General features: G+C 72.4%; 14 protein-coding genes. 13 read left to right on the top strand and 1 reads right to left on the bottom strand.

Translation table 11 applies throughout. The annotated features are described in order from the left end of the window. The first annotated feature begins 56 nt into the window (after window positions 1-56). The 12 genes from ABZV06_RS20715 to ABZV06_RS20660 all read left to right on the top strand — a co-directional run bounded on the left by ABZV06_RS20715 (window position 57) and on the right by ABZV06_RS20660 (window position 14,199). Complete coding sequence (locus ABZV06_RS20715; protein WP_355623437.1) at window positions 57-2,984, top strand: glycosyl hydrolase; 2,928 nt, start codon at window positions 57-59, stop codon at window positions 2,982-2,984. Between the two features lie 70 nt (window positions 2,985-3,054). Beyond that, window positions 3,055-3,216, top strand: coding sequence for a hypothetical protein (locus tag ABZV06_RS20710; protein WP_355233616.1), 162 nt, complete (start codon window positions 3,055-3,057; stop codon window positions 3,214-3,216). A gap of 370 nt (window positions 3,217-3,586) precedes the next feature. Continuing rightward, window positions 3,587-4,879: a cytochrome P450 gene (locus tag ABZV06_RS20705; RefSeq protein WP_355233614.1), complete on the top strand. Its 1,293-nt coding sequence runs from the start codon at window positions 3,587-3,589 to the stop codon at window positions 4,877-4,879. A gap of 242 nt (window positions 4,880-5,121) precedes the next feature. Further along, window positions 5,122-5,613 carry a helix-turn-helix transcriptional regulator gene (locus tag ABZV06_RS20700; protein WP_355233612.1) on the top strand — a complete coding sequence of 164 codons (492 nt, stop codon included), beginning with the start codon at window positions 5,122-5,124 and terminating at the stop codon, window positions 5,611-5,613. A gap of 179 nt (window positions 5,614-5,792) precedes the next feature. Further along, window positions 5,793-8,249 (top strand): nitrate- and nitrite sensing domain-containing protein, encoded by a 2,457-nt coding sequence (locus ABZV06_RS20695; protein WP_355623434.1) that lies wholly within the window; start codon window positions 5,793-5,795, stop codon window positions 8,247-8,249. Window positions 8,250-8,265: 16 nt separating this feature from the next. Further along, window positions 8,266-8,670: a roadblock/LC7 domain-containing protein gene (locus tag ABZV06_RS20690; protein WP_355233608.1), complete on the top strand. Its 405-nt coding sequence runs from the start codon at window positions 8,266-8,268 to the stop codon at window positions 8,668-8,670. A 42-nt stretch (window positions 8,671-8,712) separates the two neighbouring features. After that, a complete protein-coding gene (locus ABZV06_RS20685; protein ID WP_355233606.1) occupies window positions 8,713-9,906 on the top strand; it encodes an ABC transporter substrate-binding protein in 1,194 nt (397 codons plus the stop codon). Further along, complete coding sequence (locus ABZV06_RS20680; RefSeq protein ID WP_355623431.1) at window positions 9,903-10,799, top strand: branched-chain amino acid ABC transporter permease; 897 nt, start codon at window positions 9,903-9,905, stop codon at window positions 10,797-10,799. Before ABZV06_RS20685 ends, ABZV06_RS20680 begins: the two co-directional genes overlap by 4 nt. Further along, entirely contained in the window at window positions 10,796-11,812 is a 1,017-nt protein-coding gene (locus tag ABZV06_RS20675; protein ID WP_355623428.1) for a branched-chain amino acid ABC transporter permease, read from the top strand. Before ABZV06_RS20680 ends, ABZV06_RS20675 begins: the two co-directional genes overlap by 4 nt. After that, on the top strand, window positions 11,809-12,552 hold the full coding sequence (locus ABZV06_RS20670; protein ID WP_355233600.1) for an ABC transporter ATP-binding protein: 744 nt from the start codon (window positions 11,809-11,811) through the stop codon (window positions 12,550-12,552). The genes ABZV06_RS20675 and ABZV06_RS20670 overlap by 4 nt, the downstream gene beginning before the upstream one ends. Continuing rightward, window positions 12,552-13,322, top strand: coding sequence for an ABC transporter ATP-binding protein (locus ABZV06_RS20665; protein WP_355623425.1), 771 nt, complete (start codon window positions 12,552-12,554; stop codon window positions 13,320-13,322). Before ABZV06_RS20670 ends, ABZV06_RS20665 begins: the two co-directional genes overlap by 1 nt. A gap of 58 nt (window positions 13,323-13,380) precedes the next feature. Further along, window positions 13,381-14,199: a methyltransferase gene (locus ABZV06_RS20660; protein ID WP_355623422.1), complete on the top strand. Its 819-nt coding sequence runs from the start codon at window positions 13,381-13,383 to the stop codon at window positions 14,197-14,199. A gap of 141 nt (window positions 14,200-14,340) precedes the next feature. On the opposite strand, the gene ABZV06_RS20655 is transcribed toward ABZV06_RS20660, so the two are convergent. Further along, window positions 14,341-15,915 (bottom strand): cell wall anchor protein, encoded by a 1,575-nt coding sequence (locus ABZV06_RS20655; protein WP_355233594.1) that lies wholly within the window; start codon window positions 15,913-15,915, stop codon window positions 14,341-14,343. Between the two features lie 398 nt (window positions 15,916-16,313). Here ABZV06_RS20655 and ABZV06_RS20650 point away from each other — a divergent pair, with 398 nt between their 5' ends. Further along, window positions 16,314-21,776, top strand: a complete 5,463-nt coding sequence (locus ABZV06_RS20650) for a carboxyl transferase domain-containing protein (RefSeq protein ID WP_355623419.1) — start codon at window positions 16,314-16,316, stop codon at window positions 21,774-21,776. Window positions 21,777-21,842 lie beyond the last annotated feature (66 nt).

Raw genomic sequence — 21,842 nt, 5'->3', positions numbered from 1 at the left:
CAGACGCACGGCGCCGGGGCGGCACGATCCGCGCCCGGACCCGCGATGGAGGCACCATGAAACCTCCCGTCCCCCACCGCCGATGGGCGCTGGCAGCCGCCACCGTCCTGGCCCTGGTCGTCGGCGGCCTCACGATTCCCGTCACCCGCGCCGCCGAGGCCGCACCCGTCGGCGCCGGCAGCTACACCACCACCCCGGTCGGCGCGCTTCCCACCGGCTGCGGCCAGATGTCCAGCAACCCCCGGCAGTTCGCCACCGCCAACGCGCCCGCCGGCGCGGTGCCCACCAACGACTGGTGGTCCTCGCTGCTGTGGAAGCGTACCGACTGCTCCTTCAGTGAGCCCCTGCACGCCCACCCGACCTCCTACGACACGTTCACCGACGGTCTCGGCTTCTCCGCCAACTCCACGCCGGCCATCAGCGGCACCGCGACCGGCGTCGGCGAATACCACTACCCGTACGTGCAGGACATCCGCGTCGGCGTGGCTGGGCTCGCCGCCTCCCAGGTCAAGGTGGACGGCTGGACCGACTGGACGGTCAGCCCGTACTGGAGCGACGGCGCCCGCACCCTGCGCGCCACCATCGGCCACGGCCTGCCGTTCGCGTACTTCCAGGCCACCGGCGGCGACGCGGTGATCGGCACGTCCGGCACCTCCGAGGTGTGGTCCAACAGCGGCGCCACCATCGGCTTCCGGGTCAACGGCCACGACTACGTGGCGTACGCCCCGAGCGGCGCGAGCTGGACCGTCAGCGGTGGCCGCATCTCCTCCACCCTGGCCGGTCGCGGCTACTTCTCGGTGGCACTGCTGCCGCCGACGGCGAGCGCCAGCGAGCGCGCCGACCTGGCCGCGACCTACGGCCGGTACGCGCACGCCCACGTCACCGGCACCCGCGTCTCCTACGCCTACGACCCGTCGACCAACGGCCTGAGCACGACGTACGCCTTCACCACCACCGCCCGTGAGGGCAGCGCCGCGCAGACCGTGGTCAGCCTCTACCCGCACCAGTGGAAGTCGCTGTCCGGCTCGACCCCGATCACGCCGACCTACCCGTCGGCGCGGGGCAGGATGAAGGTCCTCACCGGGATCAGTCAGTTCCGGACCGCCATGACGTTCCAGGGCGTCCTGCCGGAGCTGCCGGCCGTCGGTGACGGCAGTGGCGCGGACCTGGCCACGCTGACCGGTCAGCTGACCGCCGTCCGGGGCAACCCGATGGACCAGCGCGGCAACGACACGTACTGGACCGGCAAGGGGCTCGGCCGGGCCGCCCGGATCGCCGAGATCGCCGACCTGGTCAACGACACCACCACCCGCGACAGCGCGCTGAACGCGATCCGCAGCACCCTCACCGACTGGTTCACCGCCTCCAGCGGCAAGACCAGCAAGGTCTTCTACTACGACGCCAACTGGGGCACCCTGATCGGCTATCCGGCGTCGTACGGCTCCGACCAGGAGCTCAACGACCACCACTTCCACTACGGCTACTACATCGCCGCCGCGGCGACGCTGGCCAAGTTCGACCCGTCGTGGGCCGCCAGCAGCCGCTACGGCGGCATGGTGGACCTGCTGATCCGCGACGCCAACAACTACCGCCGCGACGACACCCGCTTTCCGTACCTGCGCGACTTCGACATCTACGCCGGGCACGACTGGGCGTCCGGGCACGGGTCGTTCGGCTCCGGCAACAACCAGGAGTCGTCCTCCGAGGGGATGAACTTCGCCAACGCCCTGATCCAGTGGGGGCAGGTCACCGGCGACAGCGCCGTCCGCGACGCCGGCATTTTCCTCTACACCACGCAGGCCGCGGCCATCCAGGAGTACTGGTTCGACGTCAGCGACCAGAACTTCCCCGCCGCCTTCGGGCACTCCACGGTCGGCATGGTCTGGGGCGACGGTGGGGCGTACGCCACCTGGTTCAGCGGCGAGCCGGAGATGATCCAGGGCATCAACCTGCTGCCGGTCACCGGCGGGCACCTCTACCTGGGCGCCAACCCGGCGTACGTGCGCACCAACTACGCCGAGCTGGTCCGTAACAACGGTGGACCACCGACGGTGTGGCAGGACATCCTGTGGCAGTTCCAGGCCCTCGGCGACCCCGACGCGGCCCTGGCCAACCTGCGCGCCAACCCCGGCTACACCCCGGAGGAGGGCGAGAGCCGGGCGCACACCTTCCACTGGATCCGTAACCTCGCGGCGCTGGGCACCGTCGACACGTCGGTCAGCGCCAACCACCCACTCAGCGCGGTCTTCTCCCGCAACGGCGCGCGCACCTACGTGGCGTCGAACCCGACCGCGAGCCCGATCACCGTCACGTTCTCCAACGGCACGCGGCTCACCGTGGGGGCCGGGCGGACGGCCACCACCGGTGCGTACACCTGGAGCGGTGGCAACGCCTCCGGCGGCGTACCGCCGACGAGCACGCCGACCACCGCACCACCCACGACGTCACCGCCGACCACGGCGCCGCCCACGACGGCGCCGCCGACCACGGCACCGCCGACCACGCCGCCGCCCAGCTCGGGCTCGCCGACGCGGTACCTGCTCGCCGGTGGAGGGTTGGGCAACGCCGGCAGCGCGACCACGGCTACGGTCGCGGCCGCCAACGGAAACCACGACGGTACGCCGACGAACGCCCAGGTCTTCACCGCGACCGGCCTGAACCTCACGTACTCCGGGGCGCAGACCGCGTTCGACCTGTTCCTGGACGCCGGCACGGCGGTCGGCAACGGCACGCAGGTACGGGTCTCCTACGACCTGACCGGCAACGGCAGTTGGGACCGGACGGAGACCTGGCGCTACTTCGCCACCGACCCGGTCACCGGCTACGAGCACTACACCCAGAGCGCCGGCCTGGCCTCGGCCACCGGCACGTTGGGCACGTTGAGCAACGGCACGGTCCGGGTCGAGGTCTGGTCGGCCATCGGCAACAACCCCACCACCCTGGGCATCGGCAACCAGTCGGTGCTGCGCCTCCCGTACTCCTGATCCACCCGGACGCGCCCGCCGCCGGTCGCACCTCGACCGGCGGCGGGCGCTCGCCCGAACTGGCGACCGGGTGCGCGGCTGGCGACATCCGGCCGGGACGATCGCCACCACGGCGGGCGTGGCGCTGCTGGGCGGCGGCCTGTCGTTGCTCGACTCGACGGGCGCGCTGGCGCGCCTGGGAGGTTGGCTCGCCCACCTGATTGCGCCGACGGGCCAACGCGCCGACGGCTGAACGCCTCCCCCACCGGCGTACCCCAGCGCATCGAGGGTCGGCGTCACCTGCATCCGACGGATTCGTTTCCCGGGAATGAGGATTGCGAAATCGGCCAATCCCACCCACGGTGGACTGCGGGGATGCGGCCTTGCTCGGAGGGCACGGACCCGCAAGCCTCGGGCTGCAAGGTGCAACCAGCCAGGGACGACACCGTTCTGCAATACACAATTGTCGCGGTTCTTAGATAGATGAGCACCAATCTTGACTTGCGCATCAGGTCGGCGCACCGTGAAGAGCACGCGGCGGATGCCGACATTGTCGACCCACCATCAGTGACCGACAAAATGCGAGCGCCGCTGATTACGCGCGGTGTGTCAGGAGGCGTTCGATGCAATTGAGTCCATACTCCGGGGCCTACCTCAGTGATCCGGCGAGCGCCTGGCGGCGCATTCTCGACGATCCCGACCGGGCGCTCTACGCCGAGGATCTGGGCCTGTGGTTGATCAGCCGGCACGCGGACGTGCGGCGCGCCCTGGCCGACGCGGCGACGTTCGGCAACGCCCTCACCCTCGCGCCGGTCTACGCGGTCTGCCCGGAGGCGATGAGCGTCATCATGCAGATCGACGCGCCCCCGACCACGGCCGCCGCCGACCCACCGGTGCACCTCCGCACCCGCCGCGCCCTGCGCGCGACCTTCGCCAACACCGCGGATCGGGCCGAGGCCGAGTACGGCCGGATCGTCCGCCGGCGCGTCGACGAGCTGGTGTCCCGGCTCGTCGCCCAGCGGGGTGAGCGGGTTGATCTCGTCAGCGGGTTCACCACCGAGCTTCCGCTGCTGGTCATCCTCGACATCCTCGGGGTGCCCGACGCCGACGTCGACCGCATCCGCCGGTGGGCGGACGGCCAGGTGGCCCTCATCTGGGGGCAACCGGACCCGGACGAGCAGGTACGTCTGGCCCGCGGCCTGCTGGAGTTCTGGCGCTACTGCCAGGACCTGGTGCGGCAGCGGCTCGACAGTGGAGTCGACGGTACCGACTTCGTGAGCCGGGCGCTGACCTACCGGGACGATGACGACGACGTGCTGACCGTGCCGGAGGTGGCGAGCCTCGCCTTCAACCTCCTGGTGGCCGGGCACGAGACGACCGCCGGGCTGCTAGCCCACGCCCTCGACGCGGCCCTGTCCAGCCCGCACCGGTGGCAGGCGCTCGTCGCCGACCCGCGGTCCGTGCCCGGCTTCGTGGCCGAGACGCTGCGGTTCGCGCCCGCCATCGACGGCTGGCTGCGGGTGACCCGTCGGGACGTCACCCTGGGCGAGGTCACCATCCCGGCGGGCGCACGCTGCCTGCTGATGATCGGGGCGGCCAACCGGGACCCGTCGGTTTTCGCCCACCCGGACCGGTTCGACGAGCACCGCATCGACGCCGCCGACCATCTGTCATTCGGTCACGGGCCGCATTTCTGCATCGGGGCGGCATTGGCGCGACTGGAGGCCGGCATCGCTCTGACACAACTGGCCGAGGCCATTCCCGGCCTCCAATTGGCACCCGAACACCGCCGTTCGTTCAAGCCCAATGTCTCGTTCCGGGCGCACGACAGTCTCCTCGCGACGATCGACGTCCGGACGCCCGCCGACGCGCCGCAGGTGAGCCAACCGGCCCCCGCCGAGGCTCAGGCAGCCTGATCGTGCGCAAGTCCGGCGGCGCTGACGTGCGGGCCGAGCCGAGGCGGCCGGGTCCGATCGGCAGGACGCGCCCGACACCCATGCGCAGGACCCGCGCCCTTTCCGTGGCGATTCATCGCGGCGTACGTCTTCACACCCATCGTCCCGAGGGTTAAGAATTGCCCCCTATGAATGTTCAGCCCATCGGCCAGACTCGATCTGCTACCCGCTGCTGATTTCGCGGGTGCCACGAAGGTGAGCGCATGGAGCACACGCCCCCGTCGAGCGCTGCTCGCTCCGCGCCCAGCCAACAGTTCCGATGGGAACTGCGCACCTGCCGGGTCCAACGGGGACTGACCCAGCGCGCCCTGGCAGACCTGGTGCGGTTCAGCCGGGAGACCGTCGCGGCGGTGGAGTCGGGCCGCCGCTTCGGCAGCCACGAGTTCGCGGTCCGCTGCGACGACGTGCTCGAAACCGGCGGCCGACTGGCCTCGCTGTGGCCACTGGTCGCGGCCGAACAGTTGGCGGCCGACGGACGACGGGGGCCACGCTCGTCGGACCGGGCGCGCCTCGATCCACCGGTGCCGCGCCAGCGCGGTCGGCGCGACGCGCGCGACCCGGGCGCCGTGGTGGACGCCATCGACGAGCTGCGCGAGCTGATCGGCCAGGTGCTCAGCAGCCAACCCGACCTGGACGACACCAACTCGCGTCACGACCCCCGTCGCGGCGCCGAGCACCTCGACGACCAGCGCTGAGCGCGTCCACCCGGCACCGGACGCGGGGCGCCACCGGTCGCTGACTCTGGGTACAGATGCTGGTACGGCCAGTTTGTACCACCGCGAGGTCTGGCCTCCGAGCGCGGGTTCCGGCCGAATGGGACTTGCATTCGGCAAGGTGCGTATAGACCGTCATCGACGAGTCGCGGGAGTCAATCTTGGCGTCGAGCACGAGGTCCCACGCGGCCCGACCCTACCCGACCCGTCAGCGCGGCTGGAAGATCGCCGGGCGGATGCGCCTCATCGTGGCGGCGCCACTGGTGGCCGTGATCGGCTTCGCCGGCCTCGCGCTGACCGAGAGCGCGCGCCAGACGACCCGGGCCAGCGACCTGGAGGTGCTGGCACGCCTCGGCGCGGAGGCCGGCGACCTGGCGTACCGGCTGCAACGCGAACGGGTCGCGGCCGCCGACCTGCTCACCCACGCCGCGCCCGAGCAGCAGGACGCCTTCGGCGCGGAGATGACCGCCACCGACGCCGCCGTCGCGCGCTACCGCCGGCAGCGTGACCGGGTGCCCACCGACGCCAACGCCACGCTCCTGCGCCGCGTCGACGCCGCGCTGGACGGCCTGGCGCCGCTGCGCACCCAGGTCCGCACGGCCGAACACGCCTCGGTTTCCGCGATGACGTTCAGCTACCGCATCGCCATCGCCGACCTGATCACCTTCCGGGAGAACGTCTCGCACGGCGTCGTCAACGCCCGCCTCGCCGACGGCATCCGGGCCTCGGCCGCGCTGTCGAAGACCGCCGAGGCCATCGGCCAGCAGCAGGTGGCCGTCCTGCGGGCCGCGGCGGCCGGCGAGCTGACCCCCGCCACCCAGCAGGACATCACCGCGGCCCGCACCAGCTACACCGAGTCCAGCCTGTCGTTCCTGGCCCTCGCCCCGAGCGAGTGGGGCCTCTGGTGGGAGCAGGCCGGCACCGGCAAGGAGGCGCTCGCGCTGCAACGGATGCAGGACGAGGTCAGCCGCGCCCAACCGGGAACGCCGCTGCGCCTGCAGACCACCGACTGGGTCACCACGACACAGCAGCGCTCCGCCCGCCTGGCCGACCTGCGGGGGCGCGTCGACGTGGCGGTGCTCGACGACGTGCGGGCCGCCTACGCCGACCAGCGCCGCAGGGCCGTGGCCGAAGGCGTCGGCGTGCTGCTGGCGCTGCTGTTGACCGCCCTGGTCACCTGGGCCGTCGCCCGGCAGATCACCCGCCGGCTGCGACGCCTGCGCGACGCGGCCAACGCCGTCGCGTTCGAACAGCTCCCCGCCGTGGTGGCCCGGCTGCAACGCCCCGACAGCTCCAGCGTCGACCCCGACGAGCTGGCCCGCGAACAGTCCACAGCCGCCCTCGAACCGTCCAGCGACGACGAGATCGGCGAACTCGGTCAGGCGTTCAGCGCCGTACACCAGGCCGCCGTGCGGACCGCCGCCGAGCAGGCCGTCATGCGCGCCAACACCGCCGACATCTTCATCCACCTGAGCCGTCGCGAACAGCGACTCGTCGACGCCGTCCTGGCCCAGGTCGACCGGGTCGAACGGGACGAGACCGACCCGGACCGCCTGCACCAGCTCTACGCCCTCGACAACCTGGCCACACGGATGGGCCGGATCAACGCCAGCCTCCTCGTGCTCGGCGGCGTGGGCGTCGGCCGGGTACGCCAGCACGACGTACCCCTGCAACAGGTGCTCCAGGCGGCCCAGTCCCAGATCGAGCACTACGCGCGCATCCGGCTCGGTATGGTCGACGGCGACGTCGCGGTGGCCGCCAAGTCCGTCGACGAGGTCGTGCACCTGCTCGCCGAACTCATGGACAACGCGACGGCGTACTCGCCACCGGGCAGCGAGACCTGGGTGAGCGGCCGCAGTCTCGGCGACCGCGTCATCATCCAGATCAGCGACGAGGGCGTGGGCCTGCCCCCGCAGCGGTTGCAGCAACTCAACGAGCTGCTGGCCCGACCACCCGCCATCGACGTCGCCGCCGTCCGGGCCATGGGCCTGGTCGTCGTGGGTCAGCTCGCCGCCCGCCTCGGCGCCAGCGTCCAACTGCGTCGTGGTCCCCGACGCGGCACCCTCGCCGAGGCGACGCTGCCCGCGGCGATGATCCGGTCGTTGCCACCGGAGGAGTACCTGCTCGCCCCCGGCCGGCTGTCCCGACGGGCCGCCCGCACGTCCACGGCCCCGCCCCCGTACCGGCCGGGTTCGGAACCGACCGCCGGGCACGCCCCGGCCGCGCGGACGCTGCCGGCGGCGCCCGTGTTCCGCCCGACGCCCCGCGTGGACCCCAGTGACGCGCCGACCGAGGAGCTGCTCATCTTCGAACAGGTCAACCACTGGTTCCACACCGACATCGTGGACGCCCCGAACGGCCGCCAGTGGTCCAGCCCCGCCGACGACGCCTGGCGTACCGCCGCCCAGGCGCAGACGCCCGACGTGGCCGTGACCACGACCTCCGGCCTGCCCAAACGGCAACCCCAGCAGTATCTGGTGCCCGGCGGGGTCACCGTGCCCACCCAGCAGCAGCGCTCCGAATACCGCGACCCGGCCCAGGTCGCCACCGCGATGGCCGCGTACGCGCGGGGAGTGGCGGCCCGCCGACGTACCCCGATCAACCTCGGCAACTCGTGACCGACAGGGAGAGCACGTGACCGACCACCAGGACCTCGGCTGGCTGCTGGACAGCTTCGCCGAGCGCGCGACCGAGGTCAGCCATGCGATCGCCATCTCCAGTGACGGCCTGATGGTGGCCTCCACCCGCGACCTGCCGCCGGACCGGGCGGACCAGCTAGCCGCGACGGGCAGCGGCCTGGTCAGCCTGCTGCGGGGCGCGGCGGCCTTCTTCGACGCCGGGGCGGTGATCTCCAACGTCACCCAGCTCGAAGGTGGATTCATGTTCTCGATGGCGTTCAACGACGGTGCGTCCCTGCTCGTGCTCGCCGCACCCGAATGCGACGTCGGCAAGGTCTCCTACGAGATGACGGAACTGGCCAACCGGATCGGCGACGCGCTGACCCCCGCGGCCCGAGCGGCGCTCGCCCGCAGCCGCTGACCCCACCCACCCGACCCCTCCTCCTCTTCCCCTGGAGACGACATGTCCCTCACCACCCCTGCGCGCAGCCGTGCCATCGGCGCCACGCTGCTCGCGCTCGTGCTCACCGTGAGCACGGCCTGCGCAGACGACGAACCGGCCACGACCGGCGGCGGGTCCATCAAGATCGGACTCCTCGCGTCGCTGTCCGGGACGTACCAGTCCGTCGGCAAGGAGATCCGCGACGGCTTCGAGCTGTACCTGGACACCCACGACGGCAAGCTCGGCGGCCGGCAGGTCGACCTCGTCGTCGCCGACGAGGGCAACGGCGCGGCGACCGCCGTACCGGCGGCCACCAAGCTCCTCAAGCAGGACCGCGTCGCCGCGCTCACCGGCATCGTCGGCGGCGGCTCGGTCGCCGGCGTCTACCCGCTGCTCCAGGAGACCAAGGTCCCGCTCGTCGGCTCCAACGGCCGGCCGGAGATCAAGGACGTCGAACGGGTGTGGCACACCTCGTACCTCTCCGACGAGCCGGGCGCCGCGATCGCCCAGCACGTCAAGGACAACGTCAAGGGCTCGGTGTACGCCATCGGCCCGGACTACCAGGGTGGCTGGGACGAACTGCGCGGCTTCACCGAGGCGTTCGCCAAGGCCGGCGGCACGCTCGCCAATCCCGACGGCAAGACCACCTTCACCCCGTTCCCGGCCACCACCAACTTCACGCCGTACTTCGCCCGGATCAAGGCCTCCGGCGCGCAGGCGGTCTACACCTTCTACGCCGGCAGCGCGGCCGTCGACTTCGTCAAGCAGTACGCGCAGTCCGAGATCAAGGACATCCCGCTGTACGCGGCCGGGTTCCTCACCGAAGGCGGCGTGCTCAACGCCCAGGGCGAGGCGGCCCGGGACATCTACTCCGTGCTCAACTACTCCCCCGACCTCGACAACGCCGAGAACCGCAACTTCGTCGCGGCGTGGAAGGCCAAGCACGACGGCTCGCCGACGACGTACGCCCTGGCGTCGTACGACGCGGCGGCGGTGCTCGACCGTGCCGTCGGCGCGGCCGGGAGCGACCCGACGCCGGAGGCCATCAACGCGCAGATCGGCAAGCTCGGGCAGATCGCCAGCCCCCGCGGCGCGTGGCAGTTCTCCACTGTCACCCACTCGCCCGTGCAGAAGTGGTACCTGCGCCAGGTCCGCCAGGACGGTCGGGCGCTGTCCAACACCGTCGTGGGTGACCTCGCGACCGTCGGCCGGTGAACACGGTGGCGGCCGGCACGAACCAGATCGACCCGTACGTCATCCCGGCGCTGGACGGTGTCGCCTACGGGCTGCTCGTCTTCGTCGCCGCGTCGGGCCTGGTCTTCTGCTTCGGCGTCGCCAACATCCTCAACCTGGCACACGGCATGCTCTACGCCATCGGCGGTTACACCGCCGCGGCGCTGCTCGACGGCGGCTGGGCGAGCCTCGCCCTGGCGCTCGGGGTCGGTGTGCTGGCCGCCGCCGCGGCGGGTGTGGTGCTCGCCGGGCTGCTCACGCCGGTCGCCAGCGGCAACCACCTCACCCAGGCGCTGCTGACCTTCGGGGTGGCGCTGGCCGGCGGCAGCCTCCTCGTCGCCGGTTTCGGCCCCGACGATCCGCAGGTGCGGGTTCCGGCCGCCCTCGACGGGTCGGTGGCGGTCGCCGGACACCGCTATGGCGCGTACCGGCTGGTCTTCATCGCGGTGGCGGCGGCCCTCGCCGCCGGTCTCTACCTGGCGGTGCGACGGACCCGGGCCGGGATGTTGGTCCGCGCGGCCGTGGACGATCCGGAGATGGTCGCCTGCCTGGGTGTGAGCCCGGCACGGATCAAGGTCGGCGTGCTCGCCGCCGGCGGCGCGCTGGCCGGCGCGGCCGGGGTCCTCGGCGCGCCCATCATCGGACCCGGCGCGGACACCGCCGACACGGTGCTGCTGTTGTCGCTGGTCGTGGTCGTCCTCGGCGGCCTCGGGTCCATGGTGGGCACCCTGCTCGCGGCGCTGGCGGTCGGCGAGATCCAGACCCTGGGCGTGGCGCTGCTGCCGTCCGCCGCCCCGTTCCTGCTGTTCGCCGCCATGGCCGCCGTGCTCGCCGTGCGGGCGCGGGGCCTGGCCCTGCGGTGGGCGGCGGCGTGAGGGACGAGGTGATCCGCCGGCTGCGGGCCGCCGTCGCGACGCTCGTTCTCGCCGGCCTGGTCGTGGCCCCGTGGGTGGTCGACGACTACACCGCGGCGATCCTCGCCCGGACCCTCGCGCTGGGTCTGGTCGGGGTGAGCGTGGCGCTGCTCACCGGTGTCGCGGGCATGCCCACGCTGGGCCAGACGGCACCCTACGCCGCCGGCGCGTACGCCAGCGCGGTGCTCGGTAGCCAGGTCTCCGACGTCGGCGTGGTGCAGGTCGCGGTGGCGGCGCTGGCCGGGGCGACGCTCGCCGCCGTGACGTTGCCGCTGGTCGTGCCGGCCCGGGGCGTCATCGTCCTGATGATCACCCTGGCGATCGGGGAACTCGTGGTGACCGTCCTCGGACGCTGGCGGTCGGTGACCGGCGGCACGGACGGACTGGCCGGGATCACGCCGGTCCGTCCACTGTGGGGAATGGCGGTCCTGGCCTCCGACCGGGCCCGGTACGTCTACACGCTCGTCGTCGTGGCGATGCTGGTCGGCGCGGTCCTGCTGCTGGTGCGGTCCCGGGGCGGTCTGCTGCTGCGCGCCGGGCGGGACGACGAGGCGCGGCTACGGGCCAGCGGGCACCGCGTGCCGCTGTACCTGTCCGGCGCGCACGTCGCCGCCGGGGCGATCGCCGGTGCGGCCGGTTCGCTGCTCGTCGTCGCCCAGCAGTACATATCCCCCGCCGACTTCGGCTTCGACACGTCCGCGCTGCTCCTGCTCGGCGTCGTCATCGGCGGCACCGCGTCGGTCGGCGGCGCGTTGGTGGGCGCGGTCCTCGTCATCGCCGTACGGGACTGGCTGTTCGGGGTGCTGCCCGGTCACGCCCCGCTGGTGCTGGGCGCGCTGTTCGTGGCGACGGTCTACCTGCTGCCCACCGGCGTCGCGCGGGCCCGCCGCCCGCGCGGCGGGCCCCGGCAACCCGTCCCCACTCCGGACCGCCCGGTCCCGGCACCCACCCGCACCCCGGAGCTGCGCGTATGACCTGCCTGCTCAGCGCCGAGAAGGTCACCGTGCGGTACGGCTCGCTCGCCGCGCTCACCGACGTCGACCTGTGTGTGCACGACGGCCAACGGCACGCCCTCATCGGGCCCAACGGGGCCGGCAAGACCACTCTGCTCAACGTGCTCGGCGCGACGACACGTCCTCGGCACGGCACGGTGCGCTTCGCCGGACGGGACGTCAGCCGGCTCGGACCGGCGGCGCGGGCCCGGCGCGGCATCAACCGGATACACCAGCGGCCCGCCGTCTTCGCGACCCTCACCGCCAGCGAGAACATCGAGGTCGCGGCGCTGCCCCGGACGATCCGGCGGCGGCGGTGGTGGCCCGGTGGAACCCGGGACGCCGCCCGGCGGCGAGCCACCGCGCTGCTCGACCAGATGGGACTGTCCGACCTCGCGACGGTGCCCGCCGGTCAGCTCGCGCACGGGCAGCGGCGACAGTTGGAGATCGCGATGGCCCTCGCCGGCCGTCCCCGCCTGCTCCTGCTCGACGAACCGGCGGCCGGGCTGTCCGCCACCGAGGTCCACCGGCTCGCCGAGCTGCTGGTGGCACTGCCCCGGCAGGTCGCCGTGTTGCTGGTCGAGCACCACCTGGACCTGGTGTACGCCCTCTGCGACACCGTCACCGTGCTGCGCGACGGCCGCACCCTGGCCGTCGGCACACCGGACGAGATCCGTACCTCGCCGCTGGTGCGGCAGGCCTACGCCGACGGGGTGTCCTGATGCTCTACGTGGAGCGGCTCTGCGCCGGCTACGCCGGGGGGATCGTGCTGCACGACGTCGACCTGCGGGTACCGCCGGGCACCGTCCAGGCCGTGGTGGGCCGCAACGGCGCCGGCAAGAGCACCCTCGTGCACACCATCGCCGGGCTGGTGCGCGCCTCCAGCGGGCGCATCGAGATCGGGGGTGTCCACGTGGCCGGACGGCAACCCCACCGGGTCGCGCAGTCCGGCGTCGGCCTCGTCCCGCAGGGCCGGCGGGTCTTCTCCCGGTTGACGGTGGCCGAGCACCTCGTCCTGGCGGCCGCCCCGTGGCGGGCCGCGACACCCGGCGGTGAGGGCTGGACGGTGGCCCGGATCCTCGAACTGCTGCCGCGCCTGGCGGTACGCCTGCGACACCGTGGCTGCGAACTCTCCGGCGGCGAGCAGCAGATGCTGGCCATCGCCCGCGCGCTGCTCGGCCAGCCACGGGTGCTGCTGCTCGACGAACCCTGTGAGGGGCTCGCACCCGACCTGGCCGCGCGGGTCCGCGACCTCGTCGGTCACCTCGCCGCCAGCGGGTTGACCGTGCTGCTCGTCGAACAGCAACTCCGCCACGCGATCGAGACCGCCGACCGGGTGGCGGTGCTCGAGTACGGCCGGGTGGTCTACGACCGGCCGACCGTCGAGGCACGCAGCGATCCCGCCCGCCTGGAGGCGATGGTCGGCATCGCCGCCACACCGACATCCCCGGCCAGCGGAGCGACCCCGCGGCTCTGGACCGACAGCCTGTAGTCACCCGGTCCCCCGGCTCCGGACCGACAGCCCGCCCCCTTTGGAGAGGCAGAAGACGATGGCGACCCTGACCAGTGATGGCGCGTACACCTTCGACAACGGCACACCGGACGCGGTTCCGCAGATGCGGGCGCTGGAGTCCTTCCTGGATCCGATCACGATGCGCCGCCTGGCCTGCCCGGTCCTGCGCCTCGGGTCGACCTGCTGGGAGGTCGGGGCCGGCGGCGGCTCGATGGCCCGGCGGATCGCCCGCGCGGTCGGCGAAAACGGCCATGTGCTGGCCACCGACATCGACCCCACCCACCTCGTGGCGCGGGGCAACCTGGACGTACGTCGGCACGACGTACGCGCCGATCCCCCGCCCGGCGACGCGTTCGACGTGATCCACGCACGCCTGGTGCTGCTGCACCTGCCCGAGCGTCGACGGGTCCTGCGGACGCTCGCCCGCGCGTTGGCACCGGGCGGCTGGCTGGTCGTCGAGGAGTTCGACTGCACCACGCCGGTACGGGTGCTGAACGCGCCGAGCGACGACGCGGCGAAGCTGTTCGCGCAGGTGATGGACGCCATGATGGGGGTGTTGCAGGACCACGGCGCCGACCTGGGGTGGGCGCAGGACGTGCACACCGAGATGGCCCTCGCGGGCCTGACCGACGTCGACACCATCACCCACTCGCAGAGCTGGGCAGGCGGGTCGACCGGCGCGTCGCTCTACGAGACCAACTCCCGCCAGTTGGCGCCGGACCTGCTGGCGGCGGGGCTGTCACCGCAGCAGCTCGATGCCTTCCGTCGACTCATGCGGGACCCCGGGTTCGCCGTGATGTCGTACCACTTCGTCTCCACCCGAGGCCGCCGCCCCGACCAAGCCCACACCCCCTAAACCGTCCTAGGACACCATCCCCCGGTGTCGACCGGCAGACCTGCGTCAACCGGCAGACCTGCGTCGATCATGAAGTTATCGCCCGTCGTGTCGGCGTGTCAGGGCAACAACTTCATGATCGACGCAGGTGGCGGGACTGGTTCAGGCCCTGGGGTGGGGGCGGCGGGTCAGGAGGAGGCCGCCGAGGCCGGCGGTGATCAGGAGGGCACCGAGGGCCGCGATGAGGCCGAGGGGCGCACCGGTGATCGGCAGCGAGCCGCCGTCGCCGGCACCACCGCCGCCGTTGCCGTTGCCGCCGGGGGTGGTGGGGGCGTTGGGGTTGACCAGGATTCGGGCGGTGTCGTTGGCGGGGTTCAGGTCCGCGATCGGGCCGCCGCCGGAGCGGGTACGCAGCGCGACGGAACCGGTCTGGCTGCCGGCCCGGTCGATGCGCAACCCGAAGTCGAAGCCCACCCGTTCACCACGGGCGATGCCGCCCGGGGCGGAACACTCGTAGACCCGCGCGCCGGGCTTGCCCGGACGCCACTCGTCGTCCGTCGGGTCGACACAGTCCGTCGACACGGTGACCGCGGTGACGCCGGCCGGCAGGGTCACCGTGGTCGGTACCGCGAGCCCCTGCTGTCCACTGTCTCCGGCACGGGCCGGCCCGTTGTTGACGTACCCGACGGACATGGGGACGGTCGCGCCCACGGCGCCGGTCACCGTTGCGCCGACGGCCGCGACGTCGGCGCGCTGGTCACCGGCCACGGTGAGCGTGATCGTGGTGTCGTTGTTGACGAAGCGGGTGTCGGTCTGCCCGAGCGCGCGGACCTGCGTGTCGGTGGCCGGCACCAGCGTCAGCGCCGGGTCGGTGCCCCTGGGGCCGAGGGGAGCGGCCGGCCGGTACTGCGACTGGTACTCCTCCCAGTCGGCGGGCGTGAACCAGTACGCGAAGTTGTAGTAGAGGTTGGGTGCCCAGGTGTCGGCGGCGACGGTGCCGGTGAACGTGGAGTCGACCGCGACCGTCTCGCCGGGTGCGAGCACAGTGTCGAACGCGCAGGCGAAGGGGCTGTTGTCCTGGTCGAGGTCGACGTACTCGCAGTTCTTGTAGCGTTTGGCCGGCGTCAGCCCGTTGAACCCGTACAGGTAGAGCACGAGGCCCCGCGCGGTCGTCGCGCCCCGGTTCGTCACGGTGAGCGGAAGTCCGACGGTGGACCCGAGGGTGCCGTCCAGGTCCACGTCGGACGCGGTGGCCAGGTCGACTCCTTCGCCGATGCTGACGGTGGAGCGGTAGGTCGCGGTGCCCGTCCCCGGCGCGGTGACCGTCAGGGCCAGCTCGCCTCGCTGACCGACCTGCGCGTCCGGGCGCGCGGTCACGCCCAGCGTGAGCAGGTCCTGGTCCGGCTCGTTGGCACCGTCGATCACGCAGGTGATCACCGGCCCCGCGGTGGTGCAGGTGCTGCGGCCCTCGCCCTCGACGACGTCGGCGAAGGCGGTGACCTCGCTGCGGTCCACGCGCACCGTGTAGGTGCCGAGCGACTGGGGTGCCAGCGAGTGCAGCGCCACCCACTTGTGCGGGCCGCCGGGGGCGACGATCGCGCTGTTGGCGTAGAGGTTGAGCGCCGCTGCGGGTTGTGCGGCGGGTTCGGCGGCGGCGGGAGCGCCGGTGGACACGGCGGCGAGGCCGACCACGGCCAAGCCGGCCAACCAGCGCCGTGCGGGATACGGTTGCGCCACGGGTTCCTCCGGAACGGGCGAAGGCCAGCCCGCCTCGCGCGGCGTGCCGGTGCCTGGTGGTGGTACGCGGGGGTTCGGAGCGTAGCCAGACTTGCACATGTGTCGCTCCGCCGGGACCCCGCCGCACTCACACCGATGGGCACACTGGCGTCGGCCATAGCGGCAGAAAGCCGCAAAGCCCCCGAAGGTGACGTCCGGGGATCCACGCCAACGATCGGGCGGAGATCCGACGCCCACGGCTCGACAGCCAAAAAGTTTTGTGGGGTTCCTACAACGGAGCGACTGTTGGTTCGGCCGTTGCACCATGGCGCTGTCCGCTCCGAGGCGGAAAAGTGATCACTGCCGGGAGCCGTCGTCTCGCGGCACGTACATCGTGGTCTACCAAAGGGGTCAGTCGGGTGTTCAACCGTGTCGCCATCGTCAACCGTGGTGAGGCCGCCATGCGGCTGATCCACGCGGTCCGAGAGCTGGCCGCGGAGACGGGCAGCCGGATCGAGACCGTCGCCCTCCACACCGACGTCGACCGCACGGCCACCTTCGTGCGCGAGGCGGACATCGCGTACGACCTCGGTCCGGCATCGGCCCGGCCCTACCTGAACCTCGCGACGCTCGAACGCGCCCTGACCGAGACCGGCGCCGACGCCGCGTGGGTCGGCTGGGGCTTCGTCGCCGAGGATCCGGCGTTCGCGGAGCTGTGCGAGAAGATCGGGGTCACGTTCGTCGGACCGAGCCCGGAGGCCATGCGCCAACTCGGCGACAAGATCGGCTCGAAGCTGATCGCCGAGGAGGTCGGCGTCCCGGTCGCGCCGTGGAGTCGCGGCGCCGTCGAGAGCCTGGACGCCGCGCGGGCGGCGGCGGCCGAGATCGGCTACCCGCTGATGCTCAAGGCGACGGCGGGCGGCGGCGGACGCGGCATCCGTGTGATCACCAACGAGGCCGAACTCGCCGACTCGTACGAGCGCACCAGCCAGGAGGCGGCGCGGGCGTTCGGCAGCGGCATCGTGTTCCTGGAGCGGCTGGTCACCGGCGCCCGGCACGTCGAGGTCCAGGTGATCGCCGACGGTCAGGGCACGGCGTGGGCGCTGGGCGTACGCGACTGCTCGGTGCAGCGGCGCAACCAGAAGGTCATCGAGGAGTCGGCCTCGCCGGTGCTCGACAAGGCGCAGGCTGCCGAGCTGAAGACGTCGGCGGAGCGGCTCGCCGTGGCGGTCGGCTACCGGGGCGCGGCGACCGTCGAGTTCCTGTACCACCCCGGTGACCGGCTGTTCGCGTTCCTGGAGGTCAACACCCGCCTCCAGGTCGAGCACCCGATCACCGAGCTGACCACCGGATTCGACCTGGTCAAGGCGCAGTTGCACGTCGCGGCGGGCGGTCGGCTCGTGGGCGACCCGCCGGCCGAGCGGGGGCACGCCATCGAGGCCCGGCTCAACGCCGAGGACCCGGACCGGGACTTCGCGCCGTCACCGGGGCGCATCGCGCGGCTCGACCTGCCCGCCGGGCCGGGCATCCGGGTGGACACCGGGGTCAGCGAGGGCGACACCATCCCGGCCGACTTCGACTCGATGATCGCGAAGATCATCGCGTACGGGCGCGACCGCGACGAGGCGCTGGGCAAGCTGCGGCGTGCGATGGCGGACACCACGGTGATCATCGACGGTGGCGCGACGAACAAGAGCTTCGTGCTCGACCTGCTCGACCAGCCCGAGATCATCGACGCCAGCGCCGACACCGGCTGGATCGACCGGGTCCGGGGCGAGGGTCGGCTGGTCACGCACCGGCACTCCGCGGTCGCCCTGGCCGCCGCCGCGATCGAGTCGTACGAGGAGGAGGAGCGCGCCGAGCGGCAGCGGCTGCTCTCGACCGCCGCCGGTGGCCGCCCGCAGGTGCAGCACGCCAGCGGCCGACCGCTGGACCTCAAGCTGCGCGGCGTCACCTACCGGCTGCGCGTGGCGCGGATCGGCGCGCACCGGTTCCGCGTCGGCATCGAGGCGGGCGGTACCGCCCACACGGCCGACGTCGAGCTGGACCGCTTCGACCGGCACACCGGCCAGATCGCCGTCAACGGCATCCGGTACCGGCTGCTCACCGGCACGCACGGCCCGACCCACCTCGTCGAGGTGGACGGCGTGACGCACCGGGTCAGCCGCGACGAGGGTGGCGTGCTGCGCTCCCCCATGCCGGCGCTGGTCGTCGCCACTCCCCTGGAGGTGGGCGCCGAGGTCGAGGCGGGCGCGCCGGTGCTGGTGCTGGAGGCCATGAAAATGGAGACGGTGCTGCGCGCGCCGTTCAAGGCCCGGCTCAAGGAGTGCGCGGTCTCGGTGGGCAGCCAGGTGGAGGCCGGTGCGCCGCTGCTGCGGCTGGAGCCGCTCGCCGAGGAGGCGACCGACGCCGTGGCCGGCCCGAGCACCCCCGCCGTCGAGCTGGACCTGCCCGCCGCCGACGACGGACTGTCCGCGTACGAGCGCGCGAGGCGCGGCCAGGAGGACCTGCGCGGCCTGCTGCTCGGCTTCGACGTCGACCCGCACGACGAGCGCCGCGTGCTCGACGACTACCTCGTCGTACGCCGGTTGGCGGCCGAGGACGGTCACCGGCCGCTGGCCGCCGAGGTGGATCTCGTCGACGTGTTCGCCGACCTTGCCGAGCTGAGCCGCAACCGGCCGACCGGCGAGGACGGCGGCGCGCACGCGCGCAGCGACCGCGAGTACCTGCACACCTACCTGCAGAGCCTCGACGTGGAGCGGGCCGGGCTGCCGGACGCCTTCCAGGCCAAGCTCGCCAAGGCGCTCGGCCACTACGGTGTGACAGATCTGGAGCGCTCCCCCGGGCTGGAAGCCGCCGTTTTCCGGATCTTCCTGGCCCAGCAGCGCGCGTCCGTCGACGCGACAGTCGTGGCGTCGCTGCTGCGCGAGTGGTTGCGCGAGACCCCGCCGGACGAGTCGCTGCGCGAGCCCGCAGGTCTGGCGCTGGAACGGCTGGTGGCCGCCACGCAGGTCCGCTTCCCCGCCATCGCCGACCTGGCCCGGGGCGTGGTGTTCGCCTGGTTCGCGCAGCCGCTGCTGCGCCGCAACCGCGCCCGCGTCTACGCCCAGGTCCGGGCCCACCTGCGACACCTGGACGCCCACCCGGACGCCCCCGACCGCGCCGAGCGTGTCGCCGAGATGGTCCGCAGCACCGAGCCCCTGGTACGTCTGCTCGGCCAGCGCCTCGTGCGTCACCACCTCGACAACACGGTCATGCTGGAGGTGCTGACCCGCCGCTACTACGGCAACAAGGCGCTCACCCGGGTGCGGACCAGCGACGTCGGCGACTGCTCCTTCGTGGTCGCCGAACGCGCGGACTCCAGTGTGGTCTCCGCGGCCGTCCGTTTCGACGGGCTGGGCGACGCGCTGCGCGGGCTGACCGAGCTGGCCGGCGCCGAGGATTCCGTCGACGCCGACATCTACCTCGGCTGGGAGAACCAGCCGGAGGACTTCGACGCGATGGCCGCCGCGCTGCTCGACGTGCTGGCCGCCCATCCGCTGCCGGCGCAGGTGCGTCGGCTCACCGCCACCGTCGCGGGTCGCGGCGGGGCGGTGATGCACCACCACTTCACCTTCCGCCCGTCGGACGACGGAATGGTCGAGGACCGGCTGATCCGCGGTCTGCACCCGTACATCGCGCAGCGGATGCAGTTGGAGCGGCTGCACAAGTTCGACCTGACCCGGCTGCCGTCGTCGGACGAGGAGGTCTACCTCTTCCAGTGCGTGGCGCGGGAGAACCCGGCCGACGAGCGCCTCGTGGCGTTCGCCCAGGTACGCGACCTGACCGAGCTGCGCGAGCAGGACGGCCGGCTGGTGGCGCTGCCCACCGCCGAGGACGCGGTCGCGGCCTGCCTCGACTCGATCCGCCGGGCTCAGTCGCGGCGGCCGTCGAAGACGCGCTTCACCACCAACCGGATCGTCGTCTACGTGTGGCCGCCGAGCGAGCTGACCCGCGAGGAGATGGAGATGATCGCCGGGCGGGTGCGCCCGACGACCGTCGGGGCCGGGCTGGAGGAGATCCTGTTCGTCGCGCGTCAGCGCGACCGCCGCACCGGCGAGCTGACCAAGATCGCCGTACGGATCTCGTTCGACGCCCAGGGCGGCGCGGAGCTGACCGTCGGCGAGCCGCCGGCCGAGGCCGTCGAGCCGCTCGACGAGTACCGGCTCAAGGTGCTGCGGGCCAGCAGCCGCAACACGGTCTACCCGTACGAGTTGACCGGCCGGCTCGGTGACTTCGTCGAGCACGACCTCGACGACGCGTACGCGTTGGTGCCGGTGGACCGGCCGAGGGGGCGCAACCGCGCCGCGATCGTCGCCGGCGTGGTCACCTCACCCAGCGAGCGACACCCGCAGGGTGTGACCCGGGTCGTGCTGCTCGGCGATCCGACGAAGTCGTTGGGCGCGCTGTCCGAGCCGGAGTGCCGGCGGGTGATCGCCGCCCTGGACCTGGCGGAGCGGATGCGGGTGCCGGTCGAGTGGTGGGCGCTGTCCGCCGGGGCCAGGATCTCGATGACCTCGGGTACGGAGAACATGGACTGGGTGGCGGCGGCGCTCAAGCGCATCGTCGAGTTCACCCAGGCCGGCGGTGAGATCAACATCGTGGTCGCGGGCATCAACGTCGGCGCGCAGCCGTACTGGAACGCCGAGGCCACGATGCTCATGCACACCAAGGGCGTCCTGGTGATGACGCCGGACTCGGCGATGGTGCTCACCGGCAAGCAGTCGCTCGACTTCTCCGGCGGGGTCTCGGCCGAGGACAACTTCGGCATCGGCGGCTACGACCGGGTCATGGGCCCGAACGGGCAGGCGCAGTACTGGGCGCCGAACCTGACCGCCGCGCGGGACGTGCTGATGGCCCACTACGACCACACGTACGTCGCGCCCGGCGAGGACGCCCCGCGACGGGCGATTACCACCGACCCGGTGGACCGCGACATCTCCCCGTTCCCGCACGACGTCGCGGGCAGCCCCTTCCGTACCGTCGGTGAGATCTTCTCCGCCGAGGCCAACCCGGACCGCAAGAAGCCGTTCGACATCCGGACGGTGCTGCGGGCCCTCGCCGACCAGGACCGTCCGGTGCTGGAACGGTGGGCGGGCATGGCCGACGCCGACACGGCTGTCGTGCAGGACGCCCACCTCGGCGGCATCCCGGTGTGCCTGCTCGGCATCGAGTCCCGGTCCGTGCCCCGGCGAGGCTTCCCGCCCACCGACGGCCCGGACACGTACACGGCGGGGACGCTGTTCCCCCGCTCGTCGAAGAAGGCCGCGCGGGCCATCAACGCCGCCAGCGGCAACCGGCCGCTGGTCGTGCTGGCCAACCTGTCGGGCTTCGACGGCTCACCCGAGTCGATGCGCAAGCTCCAACTGGAGTACGGCGCGGAGATCGGCCGGGCGATCGTGAACTTCCAGGGCCCGATCGTGTTCTGTGTGATCTCGCGGTACCACGGCGGCGCGTTCGTGGTGTTCTCGAAGGCGCTGAACCCGAGCATGACGGTTCTCGCGCTGGAAGGCTCGTTCGCCTCGGTGCTCGGCGGCGCTCCCGCCGCCGCGGTGGTGTTCTCCGCCGACGTCAACGCCCGTACGGCCGCCGACGAGCGGGTGCGCGCCCTGGAGGCCCGGGTCGCCGCCGCGTCCGGCACCGAGCGCGCCGCGCTGACGGCCGAGCTCGACGAGCTGCGTTCCTCGGTGCGGGCGGAGAAGCTCGGCGAGGTGGCTACGGAGTTCGACCGGGTGCACAACATCCAGCGCGCCGTCGAGGTGGGCTCGGTGGACGCGGTCATCCGCGCCGCGGAGCTGCGTCCACGCGTCATCGAGGCGATCGAGGCACGGCTGCGCGGCTGATCCACTGCCGATCCCGCACGGTGGGGACGGCGCCGACCAGCACGGTCGGTGCCGTCCCCGCTGTCG

The sequence above is a fragment of the Micromonospora sp. NPDC005172 genome (assembly GCF_040608555.1).
Lineage (GTDB): Bacteria > Actinomycetota > Actinomycetes > Mycobacteriales > Micromonosporaceae > Micromonospora.
The sequence above is the reverse complement of the archived record's forward strand: the minus strand, read 5'-3'. Positions and strand labels throughout refer to the sequence as shown.

Excerpts from the sequence above, each read along its gene's own strand:
- ABZV06_RS20715 (WP_355623437.1), top strand. The coding sequence starts at position 57 with ATGAAACCTCCCGTCCCCCACCGCCGATGGGCGCTGGCAGCCGCCACC.
- ABZV06_RS20705 (WP_355233614.1), top strand. The coding sequence starts at position 3,587 with ATGCAATTGAGTCCATACTCCGGGGCCTACCTCAGTGATCCGGCGAGC.
- ABZV06_RS20700 (WP_355233612.1), top strand. The coding sequence starts at position 5,122 with ATGGAGCACACGCCCCCGTCGAGCGCTGCTCGCTCCGCGCCCAGCCAA.
- ABZV06_RS20685 (WP_355233606.1), top strand. The coding sequence starts at position 8,713 with ATGTCCCTCACCACCCCTGCGCGCAGCCGTGCCATCGGCGCCACGCTG.
- ABZV06_RS20670 (WP_355233600.1), top strand. The coding sequence starts at position 11,809 with ATGACCTGCCTGCTCAGCGCCGAGAAGGTCACCGTGCGGTACGGCTCG.
- ABZV06_RS20665 (WP_355623425.1), top strand. The coding sequence starts at position 12,552 with ATGCTCTACGTGGAGCGGCTCTGCGCCGGCTACGCCGGGGGGATCGTG.
- ABZV06_RS20660 (WP_355623422.1), top strand. The coding sequence starts at position 13,381 with ATGGCGACCCTGACCAGTGATGGCGCGTACACCTTCGACAACGGCACA.